The organism is Haloferax sp. KTX1, assembly GCF_902410085.1.
Lineage (GTDB): Archaea > Halobacteriota > Halobacteria > Halobacteriales > Haloferacaceae > Haloferax > Haloferax massiliensis.
In genome coordinates this window covers 195,317-218,045 of sequence record NZ_CABPRH010000004.1, presented here as the reverse complement: position 1 = coordinate 218,045, position 22,729 = coordinate 195,317, and the positions used below count along the sequence as shown (strand labels likewise).

Here is a 22,729-nt window from a genome sequence, read left to right as displayed (position 1 = left end):
TCCGCAATCACATCCCTTTTGCCGGTTTGCGTGGCACTTGCAGTCAGACCATGTCCGATGCACCCGATGTCGGCGAACTCACCCCGCCGAATCGCACGCTGATGGGCCCCGGCCCGAGCGACGTCCACCCGCGCGTGCTCCGCGCGATGTCAACGCCGCTCGTCGGTCACCTCGACCCGTCGTTTATCGACATCATGAACGAGGTGCAGGAGCTCATGCGTTACACGTTCCGCACCGACAACAAGTGGACGATTCCGGTCTCGGGGACCGGATCGGCGTCGATGGAGGCGGCCATCGGCAACCTCGTCGAACCGGGTGACACGATGCTCGTCCCGACGAACGGCTACTTCGGCGGCCGCATGGAGTCGATGGCCGAGCGCGCCGGCGGCGAGGTCGTCCACGTGGACGCGCCGTGGGGCGAGCCGCTCGACCCCGCGGACGTGCAGGACGCCTTCGACGAGCACCAGCCGGACGTGTTCGGGTTCGTCCACGCCGAGACCTCGACGGGCGTGAAACAGCCGGACGTCCCCGAGCTGACGAGCATCGCCCACGACCACGACGCGCTCGTCGTCGCCGACACCGTCACCTCGCTCGGCGGGGTCGAATTCGAAGTCGACGACTGGGGCATCGACGCGGCCTACTCCGGCCCGCAGAAGTGCCTGTCGTGCCCGCCGGGCGCGAGCCCGCTGACGCTCAACGACCGCGCGATGGACAAGGTGCTCTCGCGCGAGGAGCCGACCCGCTCGTGGTACCTCGACCTGTCGCTGTTGGAGGGCTACTGGGGCGACGACCGCTCGTATCACCACACCGCCCCCATCACCAACGTCTACGCCATCCGCGAGGCGCTCCGGCTGGTCGCCGAGGAGGGCATCGAAGCGCGGTGGGCGCGCCACCGCCGGGTCGCGGGCGCGCTGAAAGCCGGCGTCGAGGCGATGGGCCTCGGGCTCAACCCCGAAGACGACTACTGGCTCCCCAGCCTCAACGCGGTGCTCGTCCCCGACGGCGTCGACGCGGGCGCGGCAATCGACTACGTCCTCGAACACTACGACCTCGAAATCGCCGGCGGCCTCGGCGCGCTCGCGGGCGACATCTTCCGCGTCGGCTGTATGGGCCACTCGGCGCGGCCGGAGAACGTCTCGTTCCTCCTGACCGCCCTCGGCGAGGCGCTGGAGGCGCAGGGCGCGGACGTGGACCCCGAAGCCGGGTTCGCCGCCATGCGCGAAGCGTTGAACCAGTAACGGCTCCGAACCGGCGACAATTCGGTGTGAACCGCGTCGAAACTCGGCGAAACCGACGCAAAACGCCCGCCACGGTGTCCGCTTTTCATGAGCGTCGCCCCGCGAGTGGCGACCGGAGCGATTCACCATGACCCGACTCACTCTCGTCGGCGTCGCGCTCGCGGTCCTCGTCGCGACCGCTGGCGTCGCCGCCGCCGCACCGTCCGAGAACGCGCGCGAATCGTCCCCCGCGTCCGAGGCCGGCCAGCAGGGGCCGCCGGGCGAGCTCCCGGGCCCGGTTCCGGAGTTCGTCTCGGACGTCCACCGCATCGTTAGCGACTTCCTGAGCGGGGCGCTCGACGGCTCGCTTGGGGACTCGCTAAGCGACCGCGCCGACGACTTTTCGGGTGCGTAACTAAGTGCAACCGGAAGGTAGCCGACAACTGCGCTGAACGCCACCCGTTCAACCCGAATTACCAACTCATATGAGACGAACACTCCTCGTCGCCGCGACAGTTCTGGTCCTCCTCACGGCCGGCGTCTCGGCCGCGTTCGTGACCGGAGTCGGACCGTTCTCCGACGACGACGCCGAGTCAGACGAACCGTTCCCCACGAAGACGACCGCACCGCCCGACGACGACGGCGGTGACAGCGGCGGGAGCGACAGCAGCGACAGCGACAGCAGCGACAGCAACAGCGGCGGCGACGCGGCCGAGAGCGAATCGGTGCCGCCGTTCGGTGTCGTCGTCGACAACATCGAGAACTGCGGCCAGACGTGTCGCGACGTGACCAGCACGATAACGAACCAACAGGACGCCGATAGTTCCGGCGTCACCGTCTACAGTCGCATCTTCGTCGGCAACAGCACCGACCCGGACGACGAGGTCTGGCGCGGGTCCCAAGCGGTCGGCGACCTCGCGGAGGGCGAGTCGTACACGACGACGAAGCGCGTCAAACTCTCGTACTCGGAGGCGTTCGCGGTCCGGCAGGCCGACGGCTGGATTACGGTCCAGACGACAATCGAGACCGACGACCGGACGCTGACGTACACCGAACAGCGCGACGTGACATAACCCGGCGCAGCGACGCGGCGTGACGCCCGCCCCGGCGGCGACCCCGCGTCCGCGCCCGACTCGTTTTACTCCCCCGCTGGTTCGCGTCTGAGACGAGCGACAGTAACTTTAGTTGTCGAGCTAAACTATTATTAGACATGGCAAATTCATACCTTCGTCCCAATGAACAATCGGGGTGGCGGTAGGGGATGCGTCCCTCGCTCCGCGAACTCCTCTCGTATCTCGGCCCCGGTTTTATCATCAGCGTCGCGTACATGGACCCCGGCAACTGGGCGACCAACATCTCGGGCGGCGCGAAGTTCGGCCCCGCCCTGCTGTGGGTCATCGTCCTCGCCAGCGTCATGGCGATGGGGATTCAGGTGCTCGCCGCCAAACTCGGCATCGCCACCGGAAAGGGCGTGGCACAGCTCTGTCGCGAGCGGTTCTCGGGCCCCGTCGTCGTGGTTCTGTGGGCCGCCGCGGAGCTGGCGATGGTCGCCACCGACATGGCCGAAATCATCGGGGCCGCAATCGGCTTCAGCCTCGTCTTCTCGCTCCCGCTGTGGGCGGGGGCCGTCCTCGCGGCGGTGAGTTCGTTCGCCCTCCTCGGCGTTCGGACCGCCCACAAACGGGGGTTCCGCTGGGTCGAACTCACCGTCATGTCGCTCGTCGGCGTCATCGCGCTCTCGTTCGTCTTCGAGATGGCGCTGGCGAGGCCGACCGCTTCGACCGTCGCGTCCGGGCTCGTCCCGACCGTGCCGAACGCCTCGGCGCTGTACGTCGCCATCGGCATCCTCGGCGCGACCGTGATGCCCCACAGCGTCTACCTCCACCCGTACATCGTCCAGGACCGCCGCGACCGCCTCATCGAGTCCGACGGCGACACCGAATCCGTCCACCGCCGCCACTTCCGGCTGGAACGCCTCGACACCGTCGTCGCGCTCTTCGGCGCGATGTTCGTGAACGCCGCGATGCTCATCGTCGCCGCCGCCGCGCTTCAGGGGACGGGCATCGAGACGCTCGAAGAGGCGTACGTCACCCTCAGCGGCGTCTTCGGCGCGAACGCGAGCCTCGCGTTCGGCGTCGCGCTCATCGCCGCCGGGCTCTCGTCGTCGCTCGTGGCGACGATGGCCGGTCAGACCGTCATGGACGGCTTTCTGGACCTCAACGTCAACGTCTGGCTCCGGCGGTCGGTCACGCTCGTGCCGAGTCTCCTCATCGTCGCCGCGGGGTTCGACCCGACGTCGGTGCTCGTCGCCTCGCAGGTCGCGCTGAGCTTCGAACTGCCGTTCGTCCTGATTCCGCTCCTCTGGTTCACCCACGAGGCGTCGCTGATGGGGAACTTCCGAAACCGGGCGACCACGACCGGCGTCCTCGGCGTCGTTATCGCCGTCATCGTGGCGCTGAACGGCTGGCTCCTGTACTCGACGCTCCTCGGGTGACGGGACGACGGCGGTCGCCCGCCGAGTCGCCGCCGGGGCCGAGTCGACGACCGCCCGCGGCGGTCGGACGGCCGCCGTCACCGCCCCACCGCTTCCGCAACGACTTTTCGCGCCGGCCGCAAAGCCGGGGTATGAACATCGAGGTTCGCGAACTGGCCGACCTCGGCACCGACGCCCGCCGCGCATTCTTCGAGCGGGACGCCGGGGTCGGGGAGGTCCGCTCCGACGTGCGCGACATCGTCGAGCGCGTCCGCCGCGAGGGCGACGCGGCGGTCCGTGAGTTCTCAAATGAGTTCGACGGCGTCCAGGTCGGCAACATCGACGTGACCGACGCCGCCGAGCGCGCCTACGACGAGATCGACGACGACGTGCGCGAGGCCATCGAGGCCGCCGCGGCGAACGTCCGCGAGTTCCACGAAAAGCAGGTCCCCGAGGACTGGCGCGGGGAGTTCGGCGACGCGGGCACCCGCGAACTCGGGCGTCGCTACCGGCCGCTCGACCGGGTGGGCGTCTACGCCCCCGGTGGTACCGCCGCCTACCCGTCGAGCGTCCTCATGGGGGTCATCCCCGCGAAGGTCGCGGGCGTCGAACACGTCGCGGTCGCCACGCCGCCGGCGGAGCCGATGAACCCCGTCACGCTCGCCGCGATGCACGTCGCTGGCGCGGACGCGGTGTACTCGGTCGGCGGGGCGCAGGGCATCGCCGCGCTCGCCTACGGCACGGAGACGGTGAAGGCCGTCCAGAAGGTCGTCGGCCCGGGCAACAAGTGGGTCACGGCGGCGAAGGCCGAGGTCCGCGGCGACGTGGACATCGACTTCCTCGCCGGCCCCTCCGAGGTGCTCGTCGTCGCCGACGAGACCGCCGAGGCGCGGTTCGTCGCCGCCGACCTCGTCGCGCAGGCCGAACACGACCCGAACGCGTCTGTCGTCGCCGTCACCGACGACGCCGACCTCGCCGCGGACGTCGTCGCGGAGGTCGAGCGGCAGGCGGGCGAGCGCGAGCGCGCGGAGACCATCGAGGCGGCGCTCGAAGGCGACGCGTCGGGCGTCCTCCTCGCGCGGTCGATGTCCGAGGCGGTGCTGTTCGCCGAGGAGTACGCCGCCGAGCACCTGACGATTCAGGCCGACGACGACGAGGCGCTGTTGGACCGCATCGACTCCGCGGGGAGCGTCTTCCTCGGCCCGTACACGCCCGTCGCGGCCGGCGACTACGCCTCCGGGACGAACCACGTCCTCCCGACCGGCGGCGGCGCGAAGCGGCAGGGCGGCCTCTCCGTGGACCACTTCGTCCGCTCGACGACGGTCCAGCGCCTCGACCGCGACGGGCTGTCGGAGCTCTCGGAGACGGTGACGACGCTCGCCGAGGCGGAAGGCCTCGACGCGCACGCCCAGAGCGTCCGCGAGCGGTTCGAGGAATAGAATAGGGCGGAACGACCGGTTCGAGCCGTTCTCTCCCGTTTTCGACCGGTAGCCGCACCCTACCGGGTCGGCGCGCGGAGTTCCGCCTGCGCCACAGTTAACCGTTCCCACAGTATAATGGGGCGTATGAGCACGGAATCCGCGAGTGGCGGCGGCGATGTGGCGGTCACGGTCACGCCCGCGGCCGCGGACGAGGCCGTCTCCCTCCTCGAAGGCGAGTCGATGGACACCGACGTGGCCGGTCTCCGGCTGTTCGTCCAGCAGGGCGGTTGCGCCGGGCTGTCCTACGGGATGCGCTTCGACAACGAACCCGAAGACGACGACACGGTCGTCGAACAGCACGGTCTCCGCGTGTTCGTCGACCCCGCGAGCATGAACTACATCGGCGGTTCCACCCTCGACTTCGAAGGCGGCCTGCAGGGCGCGGGCTTCCACGTCGACAACCCGAACGCCGAGAGCAGTTGCGGGTGCGGCGAGTCGTTCCGGACGTAGGGACCAATTTCTTAAGCCGCCCCCGCGCGAAGCGGTGGCATGGCCGAACTGCAGACCCAGACCGTATCGAGCGGTAAGACCGTCTTCGTCGCCACCGACGAGCCCGAACGGGGCTCGAAGGGACCCTTCTACGTCGTCTACTCGACCGAGGACGCCGAGAACCGATGGGGCTACCTCTGCGGCAACTGCGACTCGTTCGACACCGCGATGGACACGATGGCCCGCATCGAGTGCAACAACTGCGGGAACGTCCGCAAACCCGAGGAGTGGGACGCCGCCCACGAGTAGCCGCGCGGCTCGCGCGACCGCCCGCCGATTATTGGTATGGTATAGCGTGACAATCTTTATCAGGGGTGCGGGTGTACGTTGATCTGCATGGCCCAGGCTTCGATGCCTCCTGTTCAGGAGGCTCGGTCGATATTCGGCCGGCTCGGCTACTCCGTCTCGGGGGACGGACCCGATATGCTGGCCGAACGCAAGTGGCGTACGGTCCACGTGACCGCACTGAGTTCGCGCGAAGCGACCGAATGCCGTCCGGTGCTCGCAGACGGCGGAACCGAGACACCGTATCGGTTCCGCTGCTTCGTGACGTGGGACGACCACCTCAGCGCGCTTCGAGAGCGGCTTCGCGGTATCGACCTTCCATACGAGTGGGCAATCATCGGCGTGTCGAACGGTGGTGGGAACGACTACGAGGTCGTTCACGGCACGAACACGTAATCGAAACGGGGCGTCTTCGCCCAAACGTTTTCTCAGCCCGTCGCTAACGGACGAGCATGTCGCAGGCCGCACCGACGGAGCTGGCGCGATTCGTTCGGAGCAGACGGCTCAACGCGGCGCTCGCGTGGCTGTTCGTGGCGTTCCTCGTCGCCGTCGCCGTCGGGAGCGTCGTCACCGGCGGCGACCTCGTCTGGGGCGGCTTCGCGGCCGTCGTGGCCGCCGTCACGGTCGTTCCGGCCGTCGCTTTCCGCGAGCCGCGAGCGATGCTTCCGTGGGAGGTCGTCGCGCTCGCCTCGTTCCCGCTCGTCGCTCGCGTCCTCGTTCGGGGACAGACCATCGGCGGCGTGCCGTTCACCGGCCGCGTCTCGACGTATCTCGCGGTGGCCGCCATCGCGCTCATCGTCGCCGTCGAACTCGACGTGTTCACGCCGGTCCGGATGAACCACTCCTTCGCCGTCTTCTTCGTCGTCATCGCCACGATGGCCGCCGCGGGCGTCTGGGCGGTCGTCCAGTGGCTCTCCGATATCTACCTCGGGACGCGCCTGCTGTTGAACGGCCGGCCCGACGACGTTATCGAGGCGGGGCTGATGTGGGACTTCGTCGCCGCCACCGTCGCCGGTCTCGCCGCCGGATTGCTGTTCGAGTACTACTTCCGCCGCCGGGCCGGGTCGCGCGAGCGGCTCCCGGAGGAGGTCGCGGAGATAGCCGAGGTGTCGGAGACGACGGAGGCAGCGGAGGCGGGAGGGTCCTCCGCGTCGGAGGGCGGTGAGTCGTCGTGAACATTCGCTCCCATCTCCGCATCGACGCGCGACGCCAGCGCCAGCTCTCGCGGGCGATGCAGGTGGTGCTCGTCGGTCTCGTCTTCATCGGCCTCGACCGCGGGAACTTCGGCATCGTCGTCAACGCGCTCGTCGGCCTCGGCGTGACCTACCTCCCGGCGCTACTGGAACGCGACTACCGCATCCCGATGGACGCCGGATTGACGCTCTGGATATCCTCGGCGGCGTTCCTCCACGCGCTCGGGACGGTCGGCTTTCCAGGGTCGGAGACGAGTTTCTACTCGGGCGTCTGGTGGTGGGACCACCTGACGCACGCGCTGTCGTCGTCGGTCGTCGCGGCCGCCGGCTACGCGACCGTCCGCGCGGTCGACGAGCACACGACGGACATCTACCTGCCGCCGCGGTTCATGTTCGTCTTCATCCTGCTTTTCGTCCTCGCGTTCGGCGTCTTCTGGGAGGTCATCGAGTTCGCCATCTCCGGGGTGGCCTCGCTCGCCGGCACCGGGTCGGTGCTGACGCAGTACGGCCCCGACGACACGCTCCTCGATCTCGTGTTCGACGCCGTCGGCGGCGTCATCGTCGCCGTCTGGGGGACCGCGCACCTCTCCGACGTGGTCGGCGCGTTACAGAGCCGGCTCGAAGGGACGACTCGTTGACACGACGGGGCGGACACCAGTACGTCGGAATCGGCCGACTGGGGGCGAAACTTCCCGAGTCCCGATATACATTTGTACACGGACTGAGACGTTCACACCGATGTCGAGCTGGGTCGGAGACGGAGACGAGGACGATGGCGAGGACGCCGCCGCCGCGTTCGAGACGGTCGGTCGCCGCAGTCAGATTCTTCAGGCGCTCTCGTCGGAGCCGCTAGCGAAGGCCGAACTGGTCCGCACGCTCTCAGTCTCTCGGTCCACCGTCGACCGCGGCGTCGAGCGACTCGTCGACCTCGGCCTCGTCGAACGGTCGGACGGCGGGTTCGTCGCTACGACGGCGGGCCGCGTCGCGCTGGAGACACACGACGAAGCGATACGGGCGATGGCGAACGTGCTCGGCGCGGGGCCGGTGCTCGACCGCCTCCCCGAGTCGGTCAACCCGCCGCCCTCGCTGTTCCGCGACGCGGTCGTCTGTACGGGCGACCTCACGGCGATGGAACAGCGGGCCTCGCTCGACTTCGACCTCGGCGAGGTGACGACGCTCACCGGCTTCAACGGCCCGTTTCTGTTCAGCCTCTGGCCCGAGGGGAGCGAACAGCTCGCGCGGCTCGGCGACAGCGCCACGCTCGTGCTCTCCGCGGAGTCGCTCGACTGGCTCTCGAATCGCTACCCCGACGGTCTCGACGCGATGGTCGACGCCGGCGTCCGCGTGTGCGCGGTCGACGACGACCCGGCGTTCGGCGTCGTAGTGATGAACCGGCCGACGACGGCCTCGGTCACGCTCGTCGTCTACGACCACATGGGCGGACCCGAGGCGCTGGTCGTGAGCTACGACCCCTCGGCCGTGGCGTGGGGGCGGACGCTCGTCGCGGCGCGGGCCGAGACCGCGCGCCCGTACCGGGCCGACGACTGAGTCCCGCGACGACGCGCCGGGGGTTGCTCCGTTCGCCCCGACACCCGGCCGCCGAGTCGGGGACGATTATTTGTGATAGTAAGACGAAGGGTCCGACGAGATGGTGTTCAAGAAAATCACCCTCGTCGGTCGGAGTGCAGAGAGTTTCGACGCCGCCGTCGACGACGCGATTAACCGCGCGGAGGAGACGCTCGCGGGCGTCCACTGGGTCGAAGTAAAGGAGCTCGGCGTCGAACTCGCGTCCGTCGAGACGCGGGAGTACCAAGCCGAGGTCGAAGTCGCGTTCGAACTCGAAGGAGAAGACGGCGAGTAACCGCGGCAACCGCTTCGTTCCGGTCCGATTCGGTTCGGTCCGCGTCGACGTCGCGGGCCGTCCCGACGGCTTCTTATCCGCCCGCACCGCCACATTCGAGAAGCGAATGCCTCGGCTCCTCCACTACTCCGACATCGAGAACGTCTTCGACGACACCGAGCGCGCCGGCCGCCTCGCGGGCTGTGTCAGCGCCCTCGACGGCGACGATACCCTCGTGGTCGGCACGGGCGACAACACCGCGCCGGGCGTCCTTTCTCTCGTCGAGCGCGGCGGGCAGGCGCTCGACTTCTACGACGCCGTGGACGCCGACCTCGAAACGTTCGGCAACCACGACTTCGACTACGGGGCGGGTCGGACCCGCGAACTCGTCGCCGCGAGCCGGCCGACGTGGGTCACGAGCAACGTCCGCGGCGAGGACGGCGGCCGGTTCGCCGCCGCCGAGGGAACCGTCCCGCGGACGACCCGCGAGATAGACGGGCTGACGCTCGGCTTCTTCGGCGTCACCGACCCCGCGACCGGCTCTATCAACCCCGAGGCGGTCGACCTCGACTTCGCCGACCCCTACGAGGCCGCCGCCGACGCGACCGCCGCCCTCAGAGACGACGGTGCGGACCTCGTCGTGGCGCTCTCGCACCTCGGGAGCGGCGACGACGAACTCGTCGCCCGGTGCGACGTGGACCTCGTCCTCGGCGGCCACGTCCACGCCGAGCGCGACGACGTGGTCGACGGCGTCCCAATCGTCCGCCCCGGCGCGAACGGCCACGTCGTCTGGGAGGTCCGCGTCGCCGCCGACCGCATCGAGACGGTCCGCCACCGGACCGCCGAGTACCGGGCGGACGCCGAACTGGTGGCGGCGCTGGAGGGCCGAGTCGACGCCGCGGGTCTCGACGAGGTGCTCTGTCGAATCGACCGCCCGATGGACCGCGCCGAAGAGACCGTCGCGGCCGGCGAGTGCCGCGTCGGCAACGCCATCGCCGACGCCTACCGCTGGGCGACCGGCGCGGACGTGGGACTGCAGAACAGCGGCGGCATCCGCTCCGGCCCGCCCGTCGGCCCCGACGTGACCCACGCCGACCTCGTGAGCCTCGTTCCCTTCGAGGAACACCTCGTCGTCGCCGAGGTGACCGGCACGGAGTTGCTCGCGGCGTTCGGAGCCGCCCGCGGGGCCGAGATGGGCTTCGGCGAGCCGGACTGGTGGCACGCCCACGTCAGCGGCGCGCGCATCGTCTGGGACGACGACCGAGACGAGGTGGTCGAGGCGTTCGTCGGCGGCGAGCCGATCGACCCCGAGGCGCGCTACACCGTCGCCACGAGCGACTACCTGCTGCACAGCACACAGGAGTTCCCGGCCATCACGCAGGCGCACCGCGTCGGCGAGTTCGAGATTCAACACGACGCGCTGGCGCGGTACGCCCGCGAGGTCGGGTTCGACGCCGCGGTCGAAGGACGCGTCGAGCGCCGGTCGGCCACCCGCGCCGACGGCTGAGCGCGGAACGGGGCGAAACCGAGACGCGGCCGCCGGCGAACCCGTCCGAGAGGGAAAGGTTCACGCACGCCCGGCGAGTGGCTTCGGAGTATGACACGGGTCGTGGTCCCGGTTCGATACCCCCTCTCGAAGCACTCCCGGGCGACGCTCGAAGAGGCCGTCCGCGTCGCGAGAGAGCGCGACGCCGAGCTGACGGTCCTCCACGTCGACCTCTACCAGTCGAACCGCGGCGTGACGCGGACCGAACTCAAGCGGGCGGTCGAAGCCGAGTTCGGCCCGCTCGTCCGCGCGCGCTACGTGGTCCGCCGGGGCTTCCTCGTTGAGGAGACGATTCTCGAAGAGGTCGCCGCCGAGGAGGCGGACATCGTCGTCATCGGGTCGAAGCAGGCCAGCCGCTGGCGGCGGATGCTCCGGCGGTTCCTCGACGACCCCGACATCGACGTGTTCCTCCGCGAAAAGCTCGACTGCACGGTCATCACCGTCCGCGCGGACGACTGAGCCGGCGACGCTCGGGGTCGGGTTCGGTCGGGGTTCCGTTTCCGACGCCGACCCAGTGCCGACCGTCTCGGGCGCTCCCCGCTCAGTCGCCGCCGGCGGTGTCCGTCGACTCCGCGTCCGTCGGCTCCGCGCCCGACGACTCCGGGGCGTCGGTCGCGTCAGCCGCATCGACCGGGGCTTCGCCGCCCACCCCGGAGACCGGGTGCGTGGGCGCTCCCGGTGCCGGCGACGCTGTGGCGTGACGCCGGTTCGCGGCCTCGTCGCCGGTGACGTGGAGGCTCCCGCTCGTCTCGTCGAAGACGAGGTGGGTGTGCGGGTAGGCGAACTCGACGGTCGCCTCTGACTCCTCGACGAGCGTCCAGAGCCGCGTCTGGACCTCCGACTGGATGCGGCCGATTTTGTAGGGTTTCAGCGCCCAGTAGCGGAGGCGCAGGAGGACGCCGTTGTCGGCGTAGGAGTCGATGTAGGCGGTCGGCTTCGCCGGGTAGCGGGCGCTCCCGATGCGGATGTCCGGGCCGCCTTCGACCACCGCGTCGCAGTCGCGGGCGGCGCGCTCGACGAGGTCGCGGGCGGCGTCGATGTCCGACTCGTAGGTGACGAGCACGTCGAGCGACAGGCGGGTCCGCTCGTCCTCGGCGGAGTAGTTGATGACGTCGCGGTCGCGGATGTTCGAGTTCGACATCACGAGGAAGGTGTTGTCGAGGGTGAATATCTTCGTGTAGCTCAGGGTGATCTCGTCGATAAACCCCTTCGTGCCGTCGTCGAGTTCGATCATGTCGCCGATTTCGAACGGCTGGTCCGAGAGGACGAACACCCCGTTGATGATGCTCCCGACGATGGGCGCGAGGACGATACCGAGCACCGCCGAAAACACCGTCACCGAGAGGACGATGTCGCCGAGTTCGAGGCCGAGGACGTTCGCCCCGACGCCGACGCCGACGAGGACGATGGCGAGGCGGACGATTCGGAGGACGGTCTGGGCGACGCTCTGACGGCGGAACTGCCGGGCGACCGGTCGGCCGAGCAGGCGGACGATGTACTTCGAGAGCCCGACCGACAGGGCGACGATGACGAGGGCGACGGCGATGCGCCACCCCGGAAACAGGAAGTAGTCCGGTACGAACGTCGGCGGCGTGAGCGCCGTCGACTGGAGCGGGGCGACCGCGACGTGGCCCCCCGCAGTCGGTACCGCGCCCGACGCACCCGACACGTCGGCAACCCCCTCGACTCCGTGCATGGAAACCGCAACGGGGAGCGGCGAAAAAAGGGTTGTTACTGCGGGGGTTCGCGCGCGGTGAACGGCTAAGTGTCGGGCCGTCGCAGTACCGGTATGGCCAACGCGACGACCTCCCGTCCCGACTTCCGGATAACGCACGAGACGCCGCCCAGTCGAGCGCTCCTCTGTGGCTTTTCGTCGTTCGGACTCGCCGGCCTCACGGCCGTCGATTTCATCGTCGACCACCTCGACCTCGAACAGACCGGCCACCTCACCGTCGAGGGCCTCCCGGCGGTGACGCCGTTCGAGGACGGCCGCCCCCGACACCACACCCGGCTGTTCTCCCGCGACGACCTCGACGTGACCGTGCTCGTCGGCGAACTGTTCGTCCCGGCGGTCCACGGCACGCAGTTCGGAAACGCCATCCTGGAGTGGACCGAACGGAATCGGGTGGAGGAACTCGCCGTCCTGTCGGGGATTCCGATGGCCCACGGCCCGGACGAACACCGCGTGTTCTACATCGCCACCGACGACTACCGCGGGGCGCGACTCGCCGACAGCGACATCCCGCCGATGGGGCGCGGATTCTTCGACGGCACCAACGCGGCGCTCGTCGAGCGCGGCATCGGGTCGCCCCTCGGCGTCGGCGTCTACGTCACGCCCGTCCACGCGCAGGTCCCCGACGTGGAGGCGGCCATCCGCCTCGTCGACGCCGCCGACGACGTGTACGACCTCGGCGTCGACTCCTCGCCGCTGGAGTCCTTCGCGGCCGAGGTGCAGCAGTACTACGCCGAACTCGCCGAGCGACTCCACGACAGCGAGGCCGACCTCCCGGAAGACCGGATGTACATGTGAGGGGCGATTCGCCTCACCCTACTCCACTCCACCTCGCCCGCCGTTCCGCGATGCTCGACGGCCGCCCTGCTATCGTATGTGCCACTTGTTTTCGGAATTTCGTGCTACTCGGATTTCAGTAAATGATTTAGGTGATGCCGTACACGTCACGAGCATGGCCGACGAACTGCGGCTCACCATGGAGCGAGTCGGTGAGCGCTTCAACCTCGGTGAGTACGAGATAGACGCGTATCTGGCCGTCCTCGAACACGGACAGCTGACGGCGAGCGAAATCGCCGACCGAACCAGCATCCCCCAGCCGCGGGTGTACGACACGGTCCGGAGCCTGTCCGACCGCGGCCTCGTCGAACTCCGCGAGTCGCGGCCGATGAAAATCGTCGCGGTCGACCCCGACGACGCCTTCGCGAACGTCAAGACCTCGCTGGAGGAACTCATCGAGGAGCTTGAGGCGCGGTACACCGCCCCGGCCCGCGACACCGAGGCCGTCTCGCTCGTCAAGTCGCGGTCGACCATCCTCCGCTACATCGAGGAGATTATCGAGGCCGCCGAGTACGAACTCGTGCTCTCTTTGACGCCCGACCTGCTCCGTCGCTTCCGCGACGACCTCGCGGCGGCCATCGATAGCGGCGTCAGCATCGACCTGCTCGTCACACCCGCCTCCCGCGCGCCCGACCCCGAGGAGTTCAACTACCTCGACGTGGCGACCATCGCCCGCGCCCGCCGCGGCATCACCTCGCCCGTCCTCGCGGTCGCCGACGGCGAGTACTCCATCTACGCGACGCAGGACGCCCTCCGCGACGACCGCGACCGCTACGGCGTCATCTTCAACCGCTCCGCGCTCGGCTTCCTCGTCAGCGGCTTCTTCGGGACCGTCCTCTGGACCACCGCCGAGACCATCGTCGCCAACGGCAAGCGCCGGCCGTTCCCGCGCCGCTACGCCTCTATCCGCCGGGCCGTCAAGGACATCCGCGAGATAGACGGCGACTTCTACGCCTCCGTCTCCGGCCGCGACATCGAGACGGGCGACCCCGTCGTGGTCGAGGGTCGCGTCATCGAGACGGCCTTCGAGGACACGGAGGAGGTCGCGTCGCTCCACATCGAGACCGAAGAGAGCGTCGTCGAAGTCGGCGGGCTGGTCGCCGCGCTCGAAGACGTGGAAGGACAGGAGATTCTGCTCGGCCGCGACGAGGTTCCGAACCGCGACGAAATCGTCTGAAGCCGCGTCGTCAGGTTTCGCGCCCGCGTCTTTTCCGCTCGACCGCACCCCGTCAGCGACGGCTACTCGTCGGGGAACTCGTAGACGACCGCGCCGCAGTCCGCACAGCCGAGCACCTCGTGTTCCGGCGAGTCGTACAGCCCCGCGGTGCCGCCGCAGCAGTTGCGCGTCGTCGTCTCCTCGACCGGGCCGCCGCAGTCCGGACAGACCTCGGCGAACATCCGCATCGGCTCCGTGGCCGCGAGCGCGACCATCGGGTCGACCCCGCGCTCGACGACCGCGTAGAGCGTCGCCACGTCCGCGATGGCCTGCGGCCGGGAAATCCACACGGACATCGAGGGGCCGTCGAGCGAGATGCCATCGAACTCGGCGTCGACCGTCGCGTCGAACGGGACCGCGTTGGCGACGGCCTCGGCGAGCTCCTCGTCGGTGGTCTTCCGGAGCGTCGCCATCGTCGACTCCCACTCCTCGCGGGCGTCGTCGTCGAGGAACAGCCCGTCTTCTTCTTCGACGAGGACGCCGGCGTTCAGGAGCGCCGAGAGCATCACGTCGGGGTCGACGCTTGCGTCGAGCGATTCCGAGCGGCGGTCCGAGGCCGGCCCCTCGTCGCCGTGGTCGAAGACGCCGGCGAGGCCGACTGCGCCGACCAACTGCGGCGCGAACGAGGGCGTGCCGGGGACGACGTAGCCCCGGAGGTACACAGAGAGCGCGCCGCCGACGAGGACGACGAGGCCGGCGACCGGCGAGAGCACGCTGACCGCGAGACCGACGACGACGACGATGGCGACGTTGACGGCGGTACACGGGAGACAGCGGTTCTCGCCGGTGTGTTCCGGGCGCTTGAGTGAGTCGATGACGGACATGGTGTGAAAAGTGGGACTGAGAGATGTTCGCGTTCGCGGTGGTCAGTTCGCCGGGGGCGTCTCGGTCTCGGTCTCGGCCGCGTCGAGGCGGACCGCCTTCCCCGTCTCCGACGAGCGGTAGATCGCGTCGATGACGCGCTGGACGGCGAGGCCCTGTTCGACCGTGTTGCGGCCGGGGTGTTCGCCCTCGGCGACCGCGGCGAGGAACGCCTCCTGTTCGGTCTTGTGGGTGTCGTTGTCCTGCGTCACCACGTCCGTCGTCGAGAGGTGGTTGCCGCCGCCGACGCCGTCCTCGTAGAACTGGAGGTCGTGGCTCGCGCGGTCGAAGCGCACGCCGCCCTCCGTGCCGCGGAGGAAGAACTCGTCGTTGGTCGGGCGGTTCGTCGCCCACGCGACTTCGAGGGAGATGGTCGTCCCCTCGTCGGTGCGGATGAAGGCGCTCGCGGAGTCGTCCACGTCGAAGGCCTCCGGGCCCACGTCGTCGCCCCACATCTCGACGAAGGTGTAGTCGTCGCGGTCGCCGAACTCCGAGCGGGTGACGCCCGAGACCTCGACGACCTCGGGGAAGTCGAGGAAGTAGAGCGCGAGGTCGATGGCGTGGACGCCGATGTCGATGAGCGACCCGCCGCCCGCGACCTCCTTCGAGGTGAACCACGACCCGCGGCCGGGGATGCCGCGGCGGCGGACGTAGTTGGCCTCGACGTGGGTGACCTCGCCGAGGCGGCCCTCCTCGTAGTGGTGGCGGACGACCTCGACGGGGTTGGCAAAGCGGTTGTTGAAGCCGACCATGCAGAAGCCGTCGGCCGCCTCGGCCGCCTCGGCGATTCGCTCGGCTGATTCGAGCGAGTGCGCCAGCGGCTTTTCGAGCAGGACGTCGAGGCCCGCGTCGAGCGCGGCGACGGCGTACTCCTCGTGGAAGCGGTTCGGGGTGGTGATGATGACCGCGTCGACCGCCTCGAACAGTTCCGACTTCTCCTCGTAGGTGTTCACGTCGTACTTCTCCGCGAAGCGCCGACGGGCGTCCGCCATGATGTCGAGGCCGCCGACGAGGGTCGCGCCGAGGTTGACGAGGCGGTCTGCGTGGTGGTGTCCGATGTTTCCGAGTCCGACGATACCGATTCGGACCGATGATTCCGTACTCATGATTCGATGATTAACTACTGGTGGTGTTAAGTTTCACGTTCTTTGGGCTGAATTGCCAGAATCGACCGCGAGACCCCGGTTAGCAAGCGTTCTCACTGCGACGGGTGGCTCGCAGTGGAGCCGGACCAGACGGGGCGAGACGAGACGGGACACGCGGGTCGAGTCGGCGTTCAGTAGAGCTGTTCTTCCCGCTCCTTGCGTTCTTCTTCGCGGCGCTGTTCCTCCTTGAGCCGACGCCGTCCGCGGAGGTACTGCCTCCCCTTCGGGATGAACGTGTTCTTCAGGTCGAGGAGGAACGAGACGATACCGTAGGCCCAGAAGAAAAACAGGACGGTCATGCCGCCGAAGTAGAGCAGGCCGAGTTCGTTGACCATAGGTGTGCTGTGGGTGTGTTGTGGGTGGGTTCGGAAAGCGGTGTGCGGGCGATGCGAGTCGCGGGCGCGTCAGTCGTCGCTTTCGGCTTCCGTGCCGGCCGCGCCGCTCGTCTGGACGGCCGTCTCGATGCCGTGGCTGATGGCCTCGCCCGTCGCCGTGTCGAAGAGGTGGACGCGCGAGCGGTCGAGCACGACGGTCACGTCCTCGTCCTCCTCGATGTCGGTGTCGGGGGCGACGCTCATCAGCAGTTGGTCGTTGGCGACGCCGCTCGTGTCTTCGAGGTCCGTCTCGGCCGACTCCGAGAGCTTCAGGTAGACGAATATCTCGTCGCCCATCGGTTCGAGCACGTCCGTCACGGCGTCGATGCGGCGGCTGGGGTTCGAGACGAGCGACTCCTCTTCGACGAGATACACGTCTTCCGGGCGGATGCCCATCGTGACGTCCGTCCCCGGGTCGACGCCGAGGTCCGCGGGGTCGAACTCCACGTCGATGTTGGTCGAGACGAAGCCGTTTTCGGTGACCTCGCCGTCGAGGAAGTTCATCGAGGGCGAGCCGATGAAGCCCGCGACGAACAGGTTCGACGGCTCGTTGTAACAGACGAGCGGCGGGTCTATCTGCTGGAGTTGGCCGGAGTCGATGACCGCGATGCGGTCGGACATCGTCATCGCCTCCGCCTGGTCGTGGGTGACGTAGATGATGGTCGTATCCAGTTCCTTGTGCAGGCGCTGGAGTTCGGTCCGCATGTGGACTCGGAGCTTCGCGTCGAGGTTCGCAAGCGGCTCGTCCATCAGGAAGACGCCGGGGTTGCGGACGATGGCGCGGGCGATGGCGACGCGCTGGCGCTGGCCGCCGGACATCTCGTCGGGCATGCGTTCGAGCATCCCCTGCAACTGGACGATTTCGGCGGCGCGCTCGACGCGGCGCTCGATTTCCTCCTTGTCGTAGTTGCGGAGGCGGAGCCCGAAGGAGATGTTGTCGTAGACGTCCATGTGGGGGAACAGCGCGATGTTCTGGAACACCATCGCCACCCCGCGGTCCTTCGGCGGGAGGTTCGTCACCTCGCGGTCGCCGATGAACACCTTCCCCTCCGAGGGGATGGTGAGGCCCGCTATCATCTCCATGGTCGTCGACTTCCCGCACCCCGACGGACCGACGAGACAGATGAATTCTCCGTCGTCGATGTCGAGGTTCATGTCGTCGACCGCCGTTACGTCGTCGTAGTGCTTGCTTACGTGTTCGAGTGTTACGTCTCCCATGATTACTCCTTCAGCGCTCCTGCGGTCAGTCCACTCACGATGCGTTCTTGGGCGATGATGACAAGGATAGCCACGGGTAAGACCCCCACGATGGAGGCGGCGGCCATCAGGTTGTACGGGGTGTCGAACTGCCCCTGATACTTCAGGATACCCGCGACGATGGGGGCCCACGAGTCGGCCTCGCCGTTGTTCATCAGGAACGAGAAGAAGAACTCGTTGTAGACGCTGATGAACGTGAGGACGCCCGCGGTCGCCACGCCGGGTGCCGAAAGCGGCACGATGACGCGGAACAGCGCGCCCAGTCGGGTCGTTCCCTCCACCCGCGCCGCGTCCTCCAACCCGTCGGGAATCTGCCCGTAGAAGGTCGTGAGGATGAATATCGACAGCGGCAGGAACAGCGCGCTGAACGGGAACACCATCGGTGCCGGCGTGTTGAACAGGTCCGGCGTCGATATCGTCACCATCCCGACGGTGAGCGAGGTGTTCCCGGTGAACAGCTCGAAAAGCGGGATGAGGAACGCCGCCGGGGGGAAGTAGCTGATGGCGAGGATGCCGAGCATCAGCACGCCCTTGCCGGGGAAGCGGAGGCGGCCGAAGACGTACCCCGCGAGGCTGGCGATGAGCAACACGAGGACGGTGGTCGTGATGCCCAGCACGAAGCTGTTGAACATGTACAGGTGGAACGGCACCCGCTCGAACATCGCGATGAACACCTGCGGGTTGAACCCGTTCGGCACGAGTCCCATGTCGGCGATGAGGTTGTTCGGCGTGAGCGCGAGCACCAGCAGCCAGTAGAACGGGAACAGCGTCGTGACGAGGAAAAACAGCATCGCCACGTAGAACATCGCGCGGTAGACCCTGTCGGGGTTCTTGATAGCCGAGTCGACCCAGCGGCCGAGCGGCCCGCGTTCCATGTCGTCGTCGGAGCCGAGGCCGGCTCCCGGAGTTTCGTTGGACATCTCAGAGACCCTCGCTGGCGAAGTTCACGATGTACACCGAGACCACGACGGCGATGATGCCCGCGGTGACGAACGCCACGGTCGCCGAGGTCCCGTACAGCGGCGTGTTGAACGTCGTGACGACGAGACACGACAACGACGGGACCGTCTGACAGCCGGCCATGGTCTGGATGATACCGTAGACGCGCATCGCGTCGATGGTGCGGAACAGCATCGCCACGAGCACCGTCGGCAGGATGAGCGGGAAGGTGATGAGCTTGAACTGCTGCCAGCGCGACGCGCCGGCGACCTTCGCCACGTCGTACAGCGACCGGTCGATGCTCTGCATCCCCGCGAGGATGAGAAGCGCCATGAACGCCGAGGTCTTCCACACGTCGGCCACGATGATGAGGAACAGCGCGTCGGCGGTGTTCCGAAGCGGCGTCGTGCCGATGAGACCGAGTTGGTTCAACAGCGCCGGGTTCTCGGTCGTGCCGACGAGGAAGCCGATGTTCGGTTGGAACATCAGGTACCAGATCATCCCCTGGATGACGATGGGGACGGCCCACGGGATGATGATGGCGACGCGGACCCACCGCCGACCGCGGAAGTCCTGGTCGAGGATGAGCGCCTGACCGAAGCCGATGAGCGTTTCGAACAGCACGCTGAAGACGGTGAAGATGAGCGTCACCGCGAGCGCGCTGGAGTAGATGTTCGTGACGAAGGGGAACTCCGAGGTGAACGTCGGGAGGAACTGCGACGGCAGCGCGTAGTTGCGCGCGCCGCTGAACAGGTCCACGTAGTTTTTCAGTCCGACGAACTGGCCGAGCCGCGCGGTCCCCGTCAGCTGATCGGCGAACAGCGACATGCTGAACGTCGAGATCAGCGGGTAGACGGCGATGACCCCCAAGAGGACGAGCGCGGGCGTCAAAAGCAGGTACGCGAACTGCGTCTCGGAAAGCGACTCCATCCAGTTGACGGCCGAGGCGTACGGGCCGCTGTTCCGGCTGTCGGAAAGCGCCTCCCCTGATTGTTGTTCGGTAGCCATGTCAAATGATAACGTGTGTATTGGTTACGTCTCGGTAAAGACGTTGCTCTACGCGTTCTGCTCGATCTGTTCGAGCTGTGATGCGAGGTCGGACATCGCCTGTTCGGGGGATTTCTCCTGGGCGAACGTGGCGTTGACCTCCTGGGCGATGCGGCCGGACTGCTGCGGCCAGACGACGGTGACCGGCCGCGGAATCGCGTTCTCGCCGGCGACCTTCAGGGCGTCGAGGTAGCGGCCGATGATGGGCACCTCGGCGGCCTCGTCGGAGTCGAGCAGCGACGGGCGCGGCGGAATCCAGCCGATGATGCGGAACATATCGAGCTGGAACTGCTCGGTCTGCATCGTCCGAAGCACCTGCACCGCGGCCTGCTTCTGTTCGTCCGAGGAGTTCGGATTCATCGTCATGTGCCAGCCGCCGAGTGCGGCGACGGGGCCGCCGGTGCCCTCGTACTGGGCCTCGTCGGCGGTGACGCCGTACGGAATCGGCATGACGCCGAGGTCCTCGCCGAAGCCGGTCTGCTCGTTCTCCGCCGACGGCTCCGCGCCGTTGATGACGATGGAGTACGGCCAGTTGCGGTGCATGACCGCGTTGCCCGTCGTGAAGGGTTGGCGAGACGGGTCCTCGGTCCACTGGAGGACCGCTTCGGGCGAGATGCCGCCCGTGATGCCGTCGAGGGCGTACTCGTCGTCCTCGCCGTGGATGAGCGTCCGAACCATCCGAATCGCGTTGATGACCGGCTCCTCTTCGACCGTGATGGGGCGGTCGCCGATGGGGCCGAACAGGTTCTCGCGGCCGCCGAAGTACGCGCCGCCGTACGAGGTCATGAACTCGTTGAAGTCACAGCACGACAGGCCCTCGTAGACGTTCGCCTGGAACGTAAACCCGTTCTCGATGTCCTCGTTGGCGTCGAGCGCCTCTCTCGTAATCCGCGAGAAGTCCGACCACGACATCGACTCGGTCGCCCACGTCGAGAAGTCCTCGTCCGTGTAACCCGCGTTGCGGAGCAGGTCCTTCCGGTACTGAATCGTCGGGAAGTCGGGGAACAGCGGCTGACCGTAGAGGTCGCCGTTCGGTCCCATCGCCGTCGAGACGCTGGCCCCGAAGTACTCCTCTTCGATGGTCGACGTCAACTCATCGGGGAGCGACTGCGAGAGGTTCTGCAGTTGGTTGCGGGCGATGAACGGAATCGTCCATCCGCTGTCCATCATGAGCAGCGTCGGCTCCGAGCGACCGCCGGAGAGCCACTGCTGATACTGCGCCTGTCTGTTGTCGGTCACCTGCGAGCCGGCGAGGATGTCGATGTCGATGTTCTCCGGGAGACCCGCGTCCCGGAGCGCCTGCACGACTTCCGCTTCCGCCTCCGCGACGCGGGTGTCGGCGGCCCACTGAAGCGTGATCTCGTCGGTTGTCTCTTCGGTGTTAATCGGCGTGTCGGTGTCGGCGTCCGTGCCGCCGTTACCGCCGCCGTTTCCGTCTCCACCGCCGGTGCTAATACATCCGGCCAGCCCGACGGCGACGCCCGATGCGCCGGCCGCCTTCACAAAACTGCGTCGAGAGACGCCAGTACGCTCGCCCTCGCGTGAGTCAGCATCAACCATTACAGTCTGTATTCTACAATTAGTGATTATTTATAGTTTTGGTGCTGGCCACTACCGGTGTTGTAGTAAATTACTTGATAATATTCTCGACGGCTCGAAAATCAACCAAGTCCGAATATGTAATAATTGTACGTGAAGATTAGGCTCCGGGGGTTTAGTCTTTCCCCGGCGCGGGCCACCGCGGCGTCTTCGGGGCCTCGATTCGCTCGATATCGTCGTCGCTCAGTTCCACGTCGAGCGCGCCGACGTTCTCTTCGAGGTGGTCGAGTCGGCGCGGCCCGATGATGGGCGCGTCCACGACGGGCTTGTGGAGGAGCCACGCGAGCGACACCTGCGCGGGCGTGGCGTTCTTCTCCTCGGCGAGCGACCGAATCGCGTCGAGGACGGCCCAGTTCTCGTCGGTGAAGCGGTTCGACGTGTACTCGTCGGACTCCGCGCGCGTGTCGGCGGGCACCTCGGCGTCGCGCTCGTACTTGCCCGTGAGGAAACCGCCCGCGAGCGGCGACCACGGGATGACGCCGACGCCCTCGCCCTCGCAGACCGGAAGCAGGTTCGCCTCCTCGTGGCGGTCGACCGCGTTGTACTCCGGTTGCATGCAGGCGAAGCGTTCGAGGTTCTCAACGTCGGCCGTGTACAGCGCCTTCGTGAACTGGTACGACGACATCGTGGACGCACCGACGTACCTGACGAGGCCCTCCTCGACGAGGTAGTCGAGCGCCGACAGCGTCTCCTCGATGGGGACGCCGTCGTCCCAGCGATGAATCTGGTAGAGGTCGATGTAGTCGGTGCCGAGGCGGTCGAGGCTCGCGTGCGCTTGGTCGATGATGTGCTTGCGCGAGAGCCCCGATTTGTTCGGCCCGTCGCCCATCGGGAAGTAGACCTTCGTCGCGATGGCGAGTTCCTCCCGGTCGCGCTCGGCGACGGCCTCGCCGACGATTTCTTCCGACTCCCCGCGGGAGTAGGCGTTCGCCGTGTCGAGGAAGTTGATGCCCGCGTCGAGCGCGCTGTCGAGGAGGTCGAGGCTCGCCTGCCTGTCGTTCATCATCCACTCCGCGCTGGAGCCGAAGTTCATACAGCCCAGACAGAGCCGCGAGACTTCGAGGCCGGTGTCGCCGAGGTAGGTGTACTCCATGTCGGTCACACCGGTTCATAGACGAACGACAATGATAAGCATGCGCACACTACGGTGGTGAGAGGAACGACTACGGACGCGCGGAGACGTAATCGCTTTACCCGC

25 protein-coding genes are annotated in these 22,729 nt (G+C 67.5%); 16 read left to right on the top strand and 9 right to left on the bottom strand.

The genetic code is table 11. From position 1 onward, the window contains the following. Positions 1-101: 101 nt before the first annotated feature. The 14 genes from FY251_RS09195 (at position 102) to FY251_RS09130 (ending at position 10,983) form a co-directional block, all read left to right on the top strand. Positions 102-1,238: an alanine--glyoxylate aminotransferase family protein gene (locus FY251_RS09195; protein WP_187367378.1), complete on the top strand. Its 1,137-nt coding sequence runs from the start codon at positions 102-104 to the stop codon at positions 1,236-1,238. Between the two features lie 127 nt (positions 1,239-1,365). Continuing rightward, positions 1,366-1,632 (top strand): hypothetical protein, encoded by a 267-nt coding sequence (locus FY251_RS09190; protein WP_148414430.1) that lies wholly within the window; start codon positions 1,366-1,368, stop codon positions 1,630-1,632. A 70-nt stretch (positions 1,633-1,702) separates the two neighbouring features. Beyond that, positions 1,703-2,290, top strand: a complete 588-nt coding sequence (locus FY251_RS09185) for a hypothetical protein (RefSeq protein WP_148414429.1) — start codon at positions 1,703-1,705, stop codon at positions 2,288-2,290. Between the two features lie 188 nt (positions 2,291-2,478). Continuing rightward, positions 2,479-3,711 carry an Nramp family divalent metal transporter gene (locus FY251_RS09180; RefSeq protein ID WP_148414428.1) on the top strand — a complete coding sequence of 411 codons (1,233 nt, stop codon included), beginning with the start codon at positions 2,479-2,481 and terminating at the stop codon, positions 3,709-3,711. Between the two features lie 137 nt (positions 3,712-3,848). Continuing rightward, positions 3,849-5,129: a histidinol dehydrogenase gene (gene hisD / locus FY251_RS09175; protein WP_187367377.1), complete on the top strand. Its 1,281-nt coding sequence runs from the start codon at positions 3,849-3,851 to the stop codon at positions 5,127-5,129. Positions 5,130-5,255: 126 nt separating this feature from the next. After that, positions 5,256-5,621 carry an iron-sulfur cluster assembly accessory protein gene (locus FY251_RS09170; protein ID WP_008095106.1) on the top strand — a complete coding sequence of 122 codons (366 nt, stop codon included), beginning with the start codon at positions 5,256-5,258 and terminating at the stop codon, positions 5,619-5,621. 39 nt (positions 5,622-5,660) lie between these two features. Beyond that, positions 5,661-5,909 (top strand): DUF5816 domain-containing protein, encoded by a 249-nt coding sequence (locus FY251_RS09165; protein ID WP_004042840.1) that lies wholly within the window; start codon positions 5,661-5,663, stop codon positions 5,907-5,909. Between the two features lie 87 nt (positions 5,910-5,996). Beyond that, entirely contained in the window at positions 5,997-6,341 is a 345-nt protein-coding gene (locus FY251_RS09160) for a hypothetical protein (RefSeq protein WP_148414426.1), read from the top strand. Positions 6,342-6,397: 56 nt separating this feature from the next. Next, entirely contained in the window at positions 6,398-7,120 is a 723-nt protein-coding gene (locus tag FY251_RS09155; RefSeq protein WP_148414425.1) for a hypothetical protein, read from the top strand. Beyond that, positions 7,117-7,776: a hypothetical protein gene (locus FY251_RS09150; RefSeq protein ID WP_148414424.1), complete on the top strand. Its 660-nt coding sequence runs from the start codon at positions 7,117-7,119 to the stop codon at positions 7,774-7,776. The genes FY251_RS09155 and FY251_RS09150 overlap by 4 nt, the downstream gene beginning before the upstream one ends. A 100-nt stretch (positions 7,777-7,876) precedes the next feature. Beyond that, positions 7,877-8,686, top strand: coding sequence for a winged helix-turn-helix domain-containing protein (locus tag FY251_RS09145; RefSeq protein ID WP_148414423.1), 810 nt, complete (start codon positions 7,877-7,879; stop codon positions 8,684-8,686). A 100-nt stretch (positions 8,687-8,786) separates the two neighbouring features. Next, positions 8,787-8,999, top strand: a complete 213-nt coding sequence (locus FY251_RS09140) for a dodecin (protein WP_004042852.1) — start codon at positions 8,787-8,789, stop codon at positions 8,997-8,999. Between the two features lie 106 nt (positions 9,000-9,105). Next, a complete protein-coding gene (locus FY251_RS09135; protein ID WP_148414422.1) occupies positions 9,106-10,485 on the top strand; it encodes a bifunctional UDP-sugar hydrolase/5'-nucleotidase in 1,380 nt (459 codons plus the stop codon). Positions 10,486-10,575: 90 nt separating this feature from the next. Next, complete coding sequence (locus FY251_RS09130; protein WP_004974696.1) at positions 10,576-10,983, top strand: universal stress protein; 408 nt, start codon at positions 10,576-10,578, stop codon at positions 10,981-10,983. Positions 10,984-11,065: 82 nt separating this feature from the next. Here the strand turns inward: FY251_RS09130 and FY251_RS09125 are convergent, their stop codons facing one another. Then, complete coding sequence (locus FY251_RS09125; protein WP_148414421.1) at positions 11,066-12,220, bottom strand: mechanosensitive ion channel family protein; 1,155 nt, start codon at positions 12,218-12,220, stop codon at positions 11,066-11,068. 93 nt (positions 12,221-12,313) lie between these two features. Between FY251_RS09125 and FY251_RS09120 the strand changes: the two genes are divergently transcribed. Next, positions 12,314-13,054: a proteasome assembly chaperone family protein gene (locus FY251_RS09120; protein ID WP_148414420.1), complete on the top strand. Its 741-nt coding sequence runs from the start codon at positions 12,314-12,316 to the stop codon at positions 13,052-13,054. Positions 13,055-13,208: 154 nt separating this feature from the next. After that, the gene (gene trmB, locus FY251_RS09115) at positions 13,209-14,270 is read left to right on the top strand and encodes an HTH-type sugar sensing transcriptional regulator TrmB (RefSeq protein ID WP_042662698.1); all 1,062 of its coding nucleotides are present in this window, start codon (positions 13,209-13,211) and stop codon (positions 14,268-14,270) included. A gap of 62 nt (positions 14,271-14,332) precedes the next feature. On the opposite strand, the gene FY251_RS09110 is transcribed toward trmB, so the two are convergent. The 8 genes from FY251_RS09110 to FY251_RS09075 all read right to left on the bottom strand — a co-directional run bounded on the left by FY251_RS09110 (position 14,333) and on the right by FY251_RS09075 (position 22,624). After that, positions 14,333-15,133, bottom strand: a complete 801-nt coding sequence (locus tag FY251_RS09110) for a hypothetical protein (protein WP_148414419.1) — start codon at positions 15,131-15,133, stop codon at positions 14,333-14,335. 42 nt (positions 15,134-15,175) lie between these two features. Then, positions 15,176-16,276, bottom strand: a complete 1,101-nt coding sequence (locus FY251_RS09105) for a Gfo/Idh/MocA family protein (RefSeq protein ID WP_148414418.1) — start codon at positions 16,274-16,276, stop codon at positions 15,176-15,178. Between the two features lie 170 nt (positions 16,277-16,446). Next, positions 16,447-16,650 carry a hypothetical protein gene (locus FY251_RS09100; RefSeq protein WP_148414417.1) on the bottom strand — a complete coding sequence of 68 codons (204 nt, stop codon included), beginning with the start codon at positions 16,648-16,650 and terminating at the stop codon, positions 16,447-16,449. Positions 16,651-16,719: 69 nt separating this feature from the next. Further along, on the bottom strand, positions 16,720-17,907 hold the full coding sequence (locus FY251_RS09095; RefSeq protein ID WP_148414416.1) for an ABC transporter ATP-binding protein: 1,188 nt from the start codon (positions 17,905-17,907) through the stop codon (positions 16,720-16,722). 2 nt (positions 17,908-17,909) lie between these two features. Further along, entirely contained in the window at positions 17,910-18,866 is a 957-nt protein-coding gene (locus FY251_RS09090) for a carbohydrate ABC transporter permease (protein WP_148414415.1), read from the bottom strand. A gap of 1 nt (position 18,867) precedes the next feature. Next, positions 18,868-19,815, bottom strand: a complete 948-nt coding sequence (locus FY251_RS09085) for a carbohydrate ABC transporter permease (protein ID WP_148414521.1) — start codon at positions 19,813-19,815, stop codon at positions 18,868-18,870. Between the two features lie 126 nt (positions 19,816-19,941). Beyond that, on the bottom strand, positions 19,942-21,492 hold the full coding sequence (locus FY251_RS09080; RefSeq protein ID WP_148414414.1) for a substrate-binding domain-containing protein: 1,551 nt from the start codon (positions 21,490-21,492) through the stop codon (positions 19,942-19,944). A 154-nt stretch (positions 21,493-21,646) separates the two neighbouring features. Continuing rightward, on the bottom strand, positions 21,647-22,624 hold the full coding sequence (locus FY251_RS09075; protein WP_148414520.1) for an aldo/keto reductase: 978 nt from the start codon (positions 22,622-22,624) through the stop codon (positions 21,647-21,649). Positions 22,625-22,729 lie beyond the last annotated feature (105 nt).

Bases quoted from the DNA above. Each gene is read 5' to 3' on its own strand.
- FY251_RS09195 (WP_187367378.1), top strand. From the start codon at position 102: ATGGGCCCCGGCCCGAGCGACGTCCACCCGCGCGTGCTCCGCGCGATG.
- FY251_RS09190 (WP_148414430.1), top strand. From the start codon at position 1,366: ATGACCCGACTCACTCTCGTCGGCGTCGCGCTCGCGGTCCTCGTCGCG.
- FY251_RS09185 (WP_148414429.1), top strand. From the start codon at position 1,703: ATGAGACGAACACTCCTCGTCGCCGCGACAGTTCTGGTCCTCCTCACG.
- FY251_RS09180 (WP_148414428.1), top strand. From the start codon at position 2,479: ATGCGTCCCTCGCTCCGCGAACTCCTCTCGTATCTCGGCCCCGGTTTT.
- FY251_RS09170 (WP_008095106.1), top strand. From the start codon at position 5,256: ATGAGCACGGAATCCGCGAGTGGCGGCGGCGATGTGGCGGTCACGGTC.
- FY251_RS09165 (WP_004042840.1), top strand. From the start codon at position 5,661: ATGGCCGAACTGCAGACCCAGACCGTATCGAGCGGTAAGACCGTCTTC.
- FY251_RS09160 (WP_148414426.1), top strand. From the start codon at position 5,997: ATGGCCCAGGCTTCGATGCCTCCTGTTCAGGAGGCTCGGTCGATATTC.
- FY251_RS09155 (WP_148414425.1), top strand. From the start codon at position 6,398: ATGTCGCAGGCCGCACCGACGGAGCTGGCGCGATTCGTTCGGAGCAGA.
- FY251_RS09145 (WP_148414423.1), top strand. From the start codon at position 7,877: ATGTCGAGCTGGGTCGGAGACGGAGACGAGGACGATGGCGAGGACGCC.
- FY251_RS09140 (WP_004042852.1), top strand. From the start codon at position 8,787: ATGGTGTTCAAGAAAATCACCCTCGTCGGTCGGAGTGCAGAGAGTTTC.
- FY251_RS09135 (WP_148414422.1), top strand. From the start codon at position 9,106: ATGCCTCGGCTCCTCCACTACTCCGACATCGAGAACGTCTTCGACGAC.
- FY251_RS09130 (WP_004974696.1), top strand. From the start codon at position 10,576: ATGACACGGGTCGTGGTCCCGGTTCGATACCCCCTCTCGAAGCACTCC.
- FY251_RS09125 (WP_148414421.1), bottom strand. From the start codon at position 12,220: ATGCACGGAGTCGAGGGGGTTGCCGACGTGTCGGGTGCGTCGGGCGCG.
- FY251_RS09120 (WP_148414420.1), top strand. From the start codon at position 12,314: ATGGCCAACGCGACGACCTCCCGTCCCGACTTCCGGATAACGCACGAG.
- trmB (WP_042662698.1), top strand. From the start codon at position 13,209: ATGGCCGACGAACTGCGGCTCACCATGGAGCGAGTCGGTGAGCGCTTC.
- FY251_RS09110 (WP_148414419.1), bottom strand. From the start codon at position 15,133: ATGTCCGTCATCGACTCACTCAAGCGCCCGGAACACACCGGCGAGAAC.
- FY251_RS09105 (WP_148414418.1), bottom strand. From the start codon at position 16,276: ATGAGTACGGAATCATCGGTCCGAATCGGTATCGTCGGACTCGGAAAC.
- FY251_RS09100 (WP_148414417.1), bottom strand. From the start codon at position 16,650: ATGGTCAACGAACTCGGCCTGCTCTACTTCGGCGGCATGACCGTCCTG.
- FY251_RS09095 (WP_148414416.1), bottom strand. From the start codon at position 17,907: ATGGGAGACGTAACACTCGAACACGTAAGCAAGCACTACGACGACGTA.
- FY251_RS09090 (WP_148414415.1), bottom strand. From the start codon at position 18,866: ATGTCCAACGAAACTCCGGGAGCCGGCCTCGGCTCCGACGACGACATG.
- FY251_RS09085 (WP_148414521.1), bottom strand. From the start codon at position 19,815: ATGGAGTCGCTTTCCGAGACGCAGTTCGCGTACCTGCTTTTGACGCCC.
- FY251_RS09080 (WP_148414414.1), bottom strand. From the start codon at position 21,492: ATGGTTGATGCTGACTCACGCGAGGGCGAGCGTACTGGCGTCTCTCGA.
- FY251_RS09075 (WP_148414520.1), bottom strand. From the start codon at position 22,624: ATGGAGTACACCTACCTCGGCGACACCGGCCTCGAAGTCTCGCGGCTC.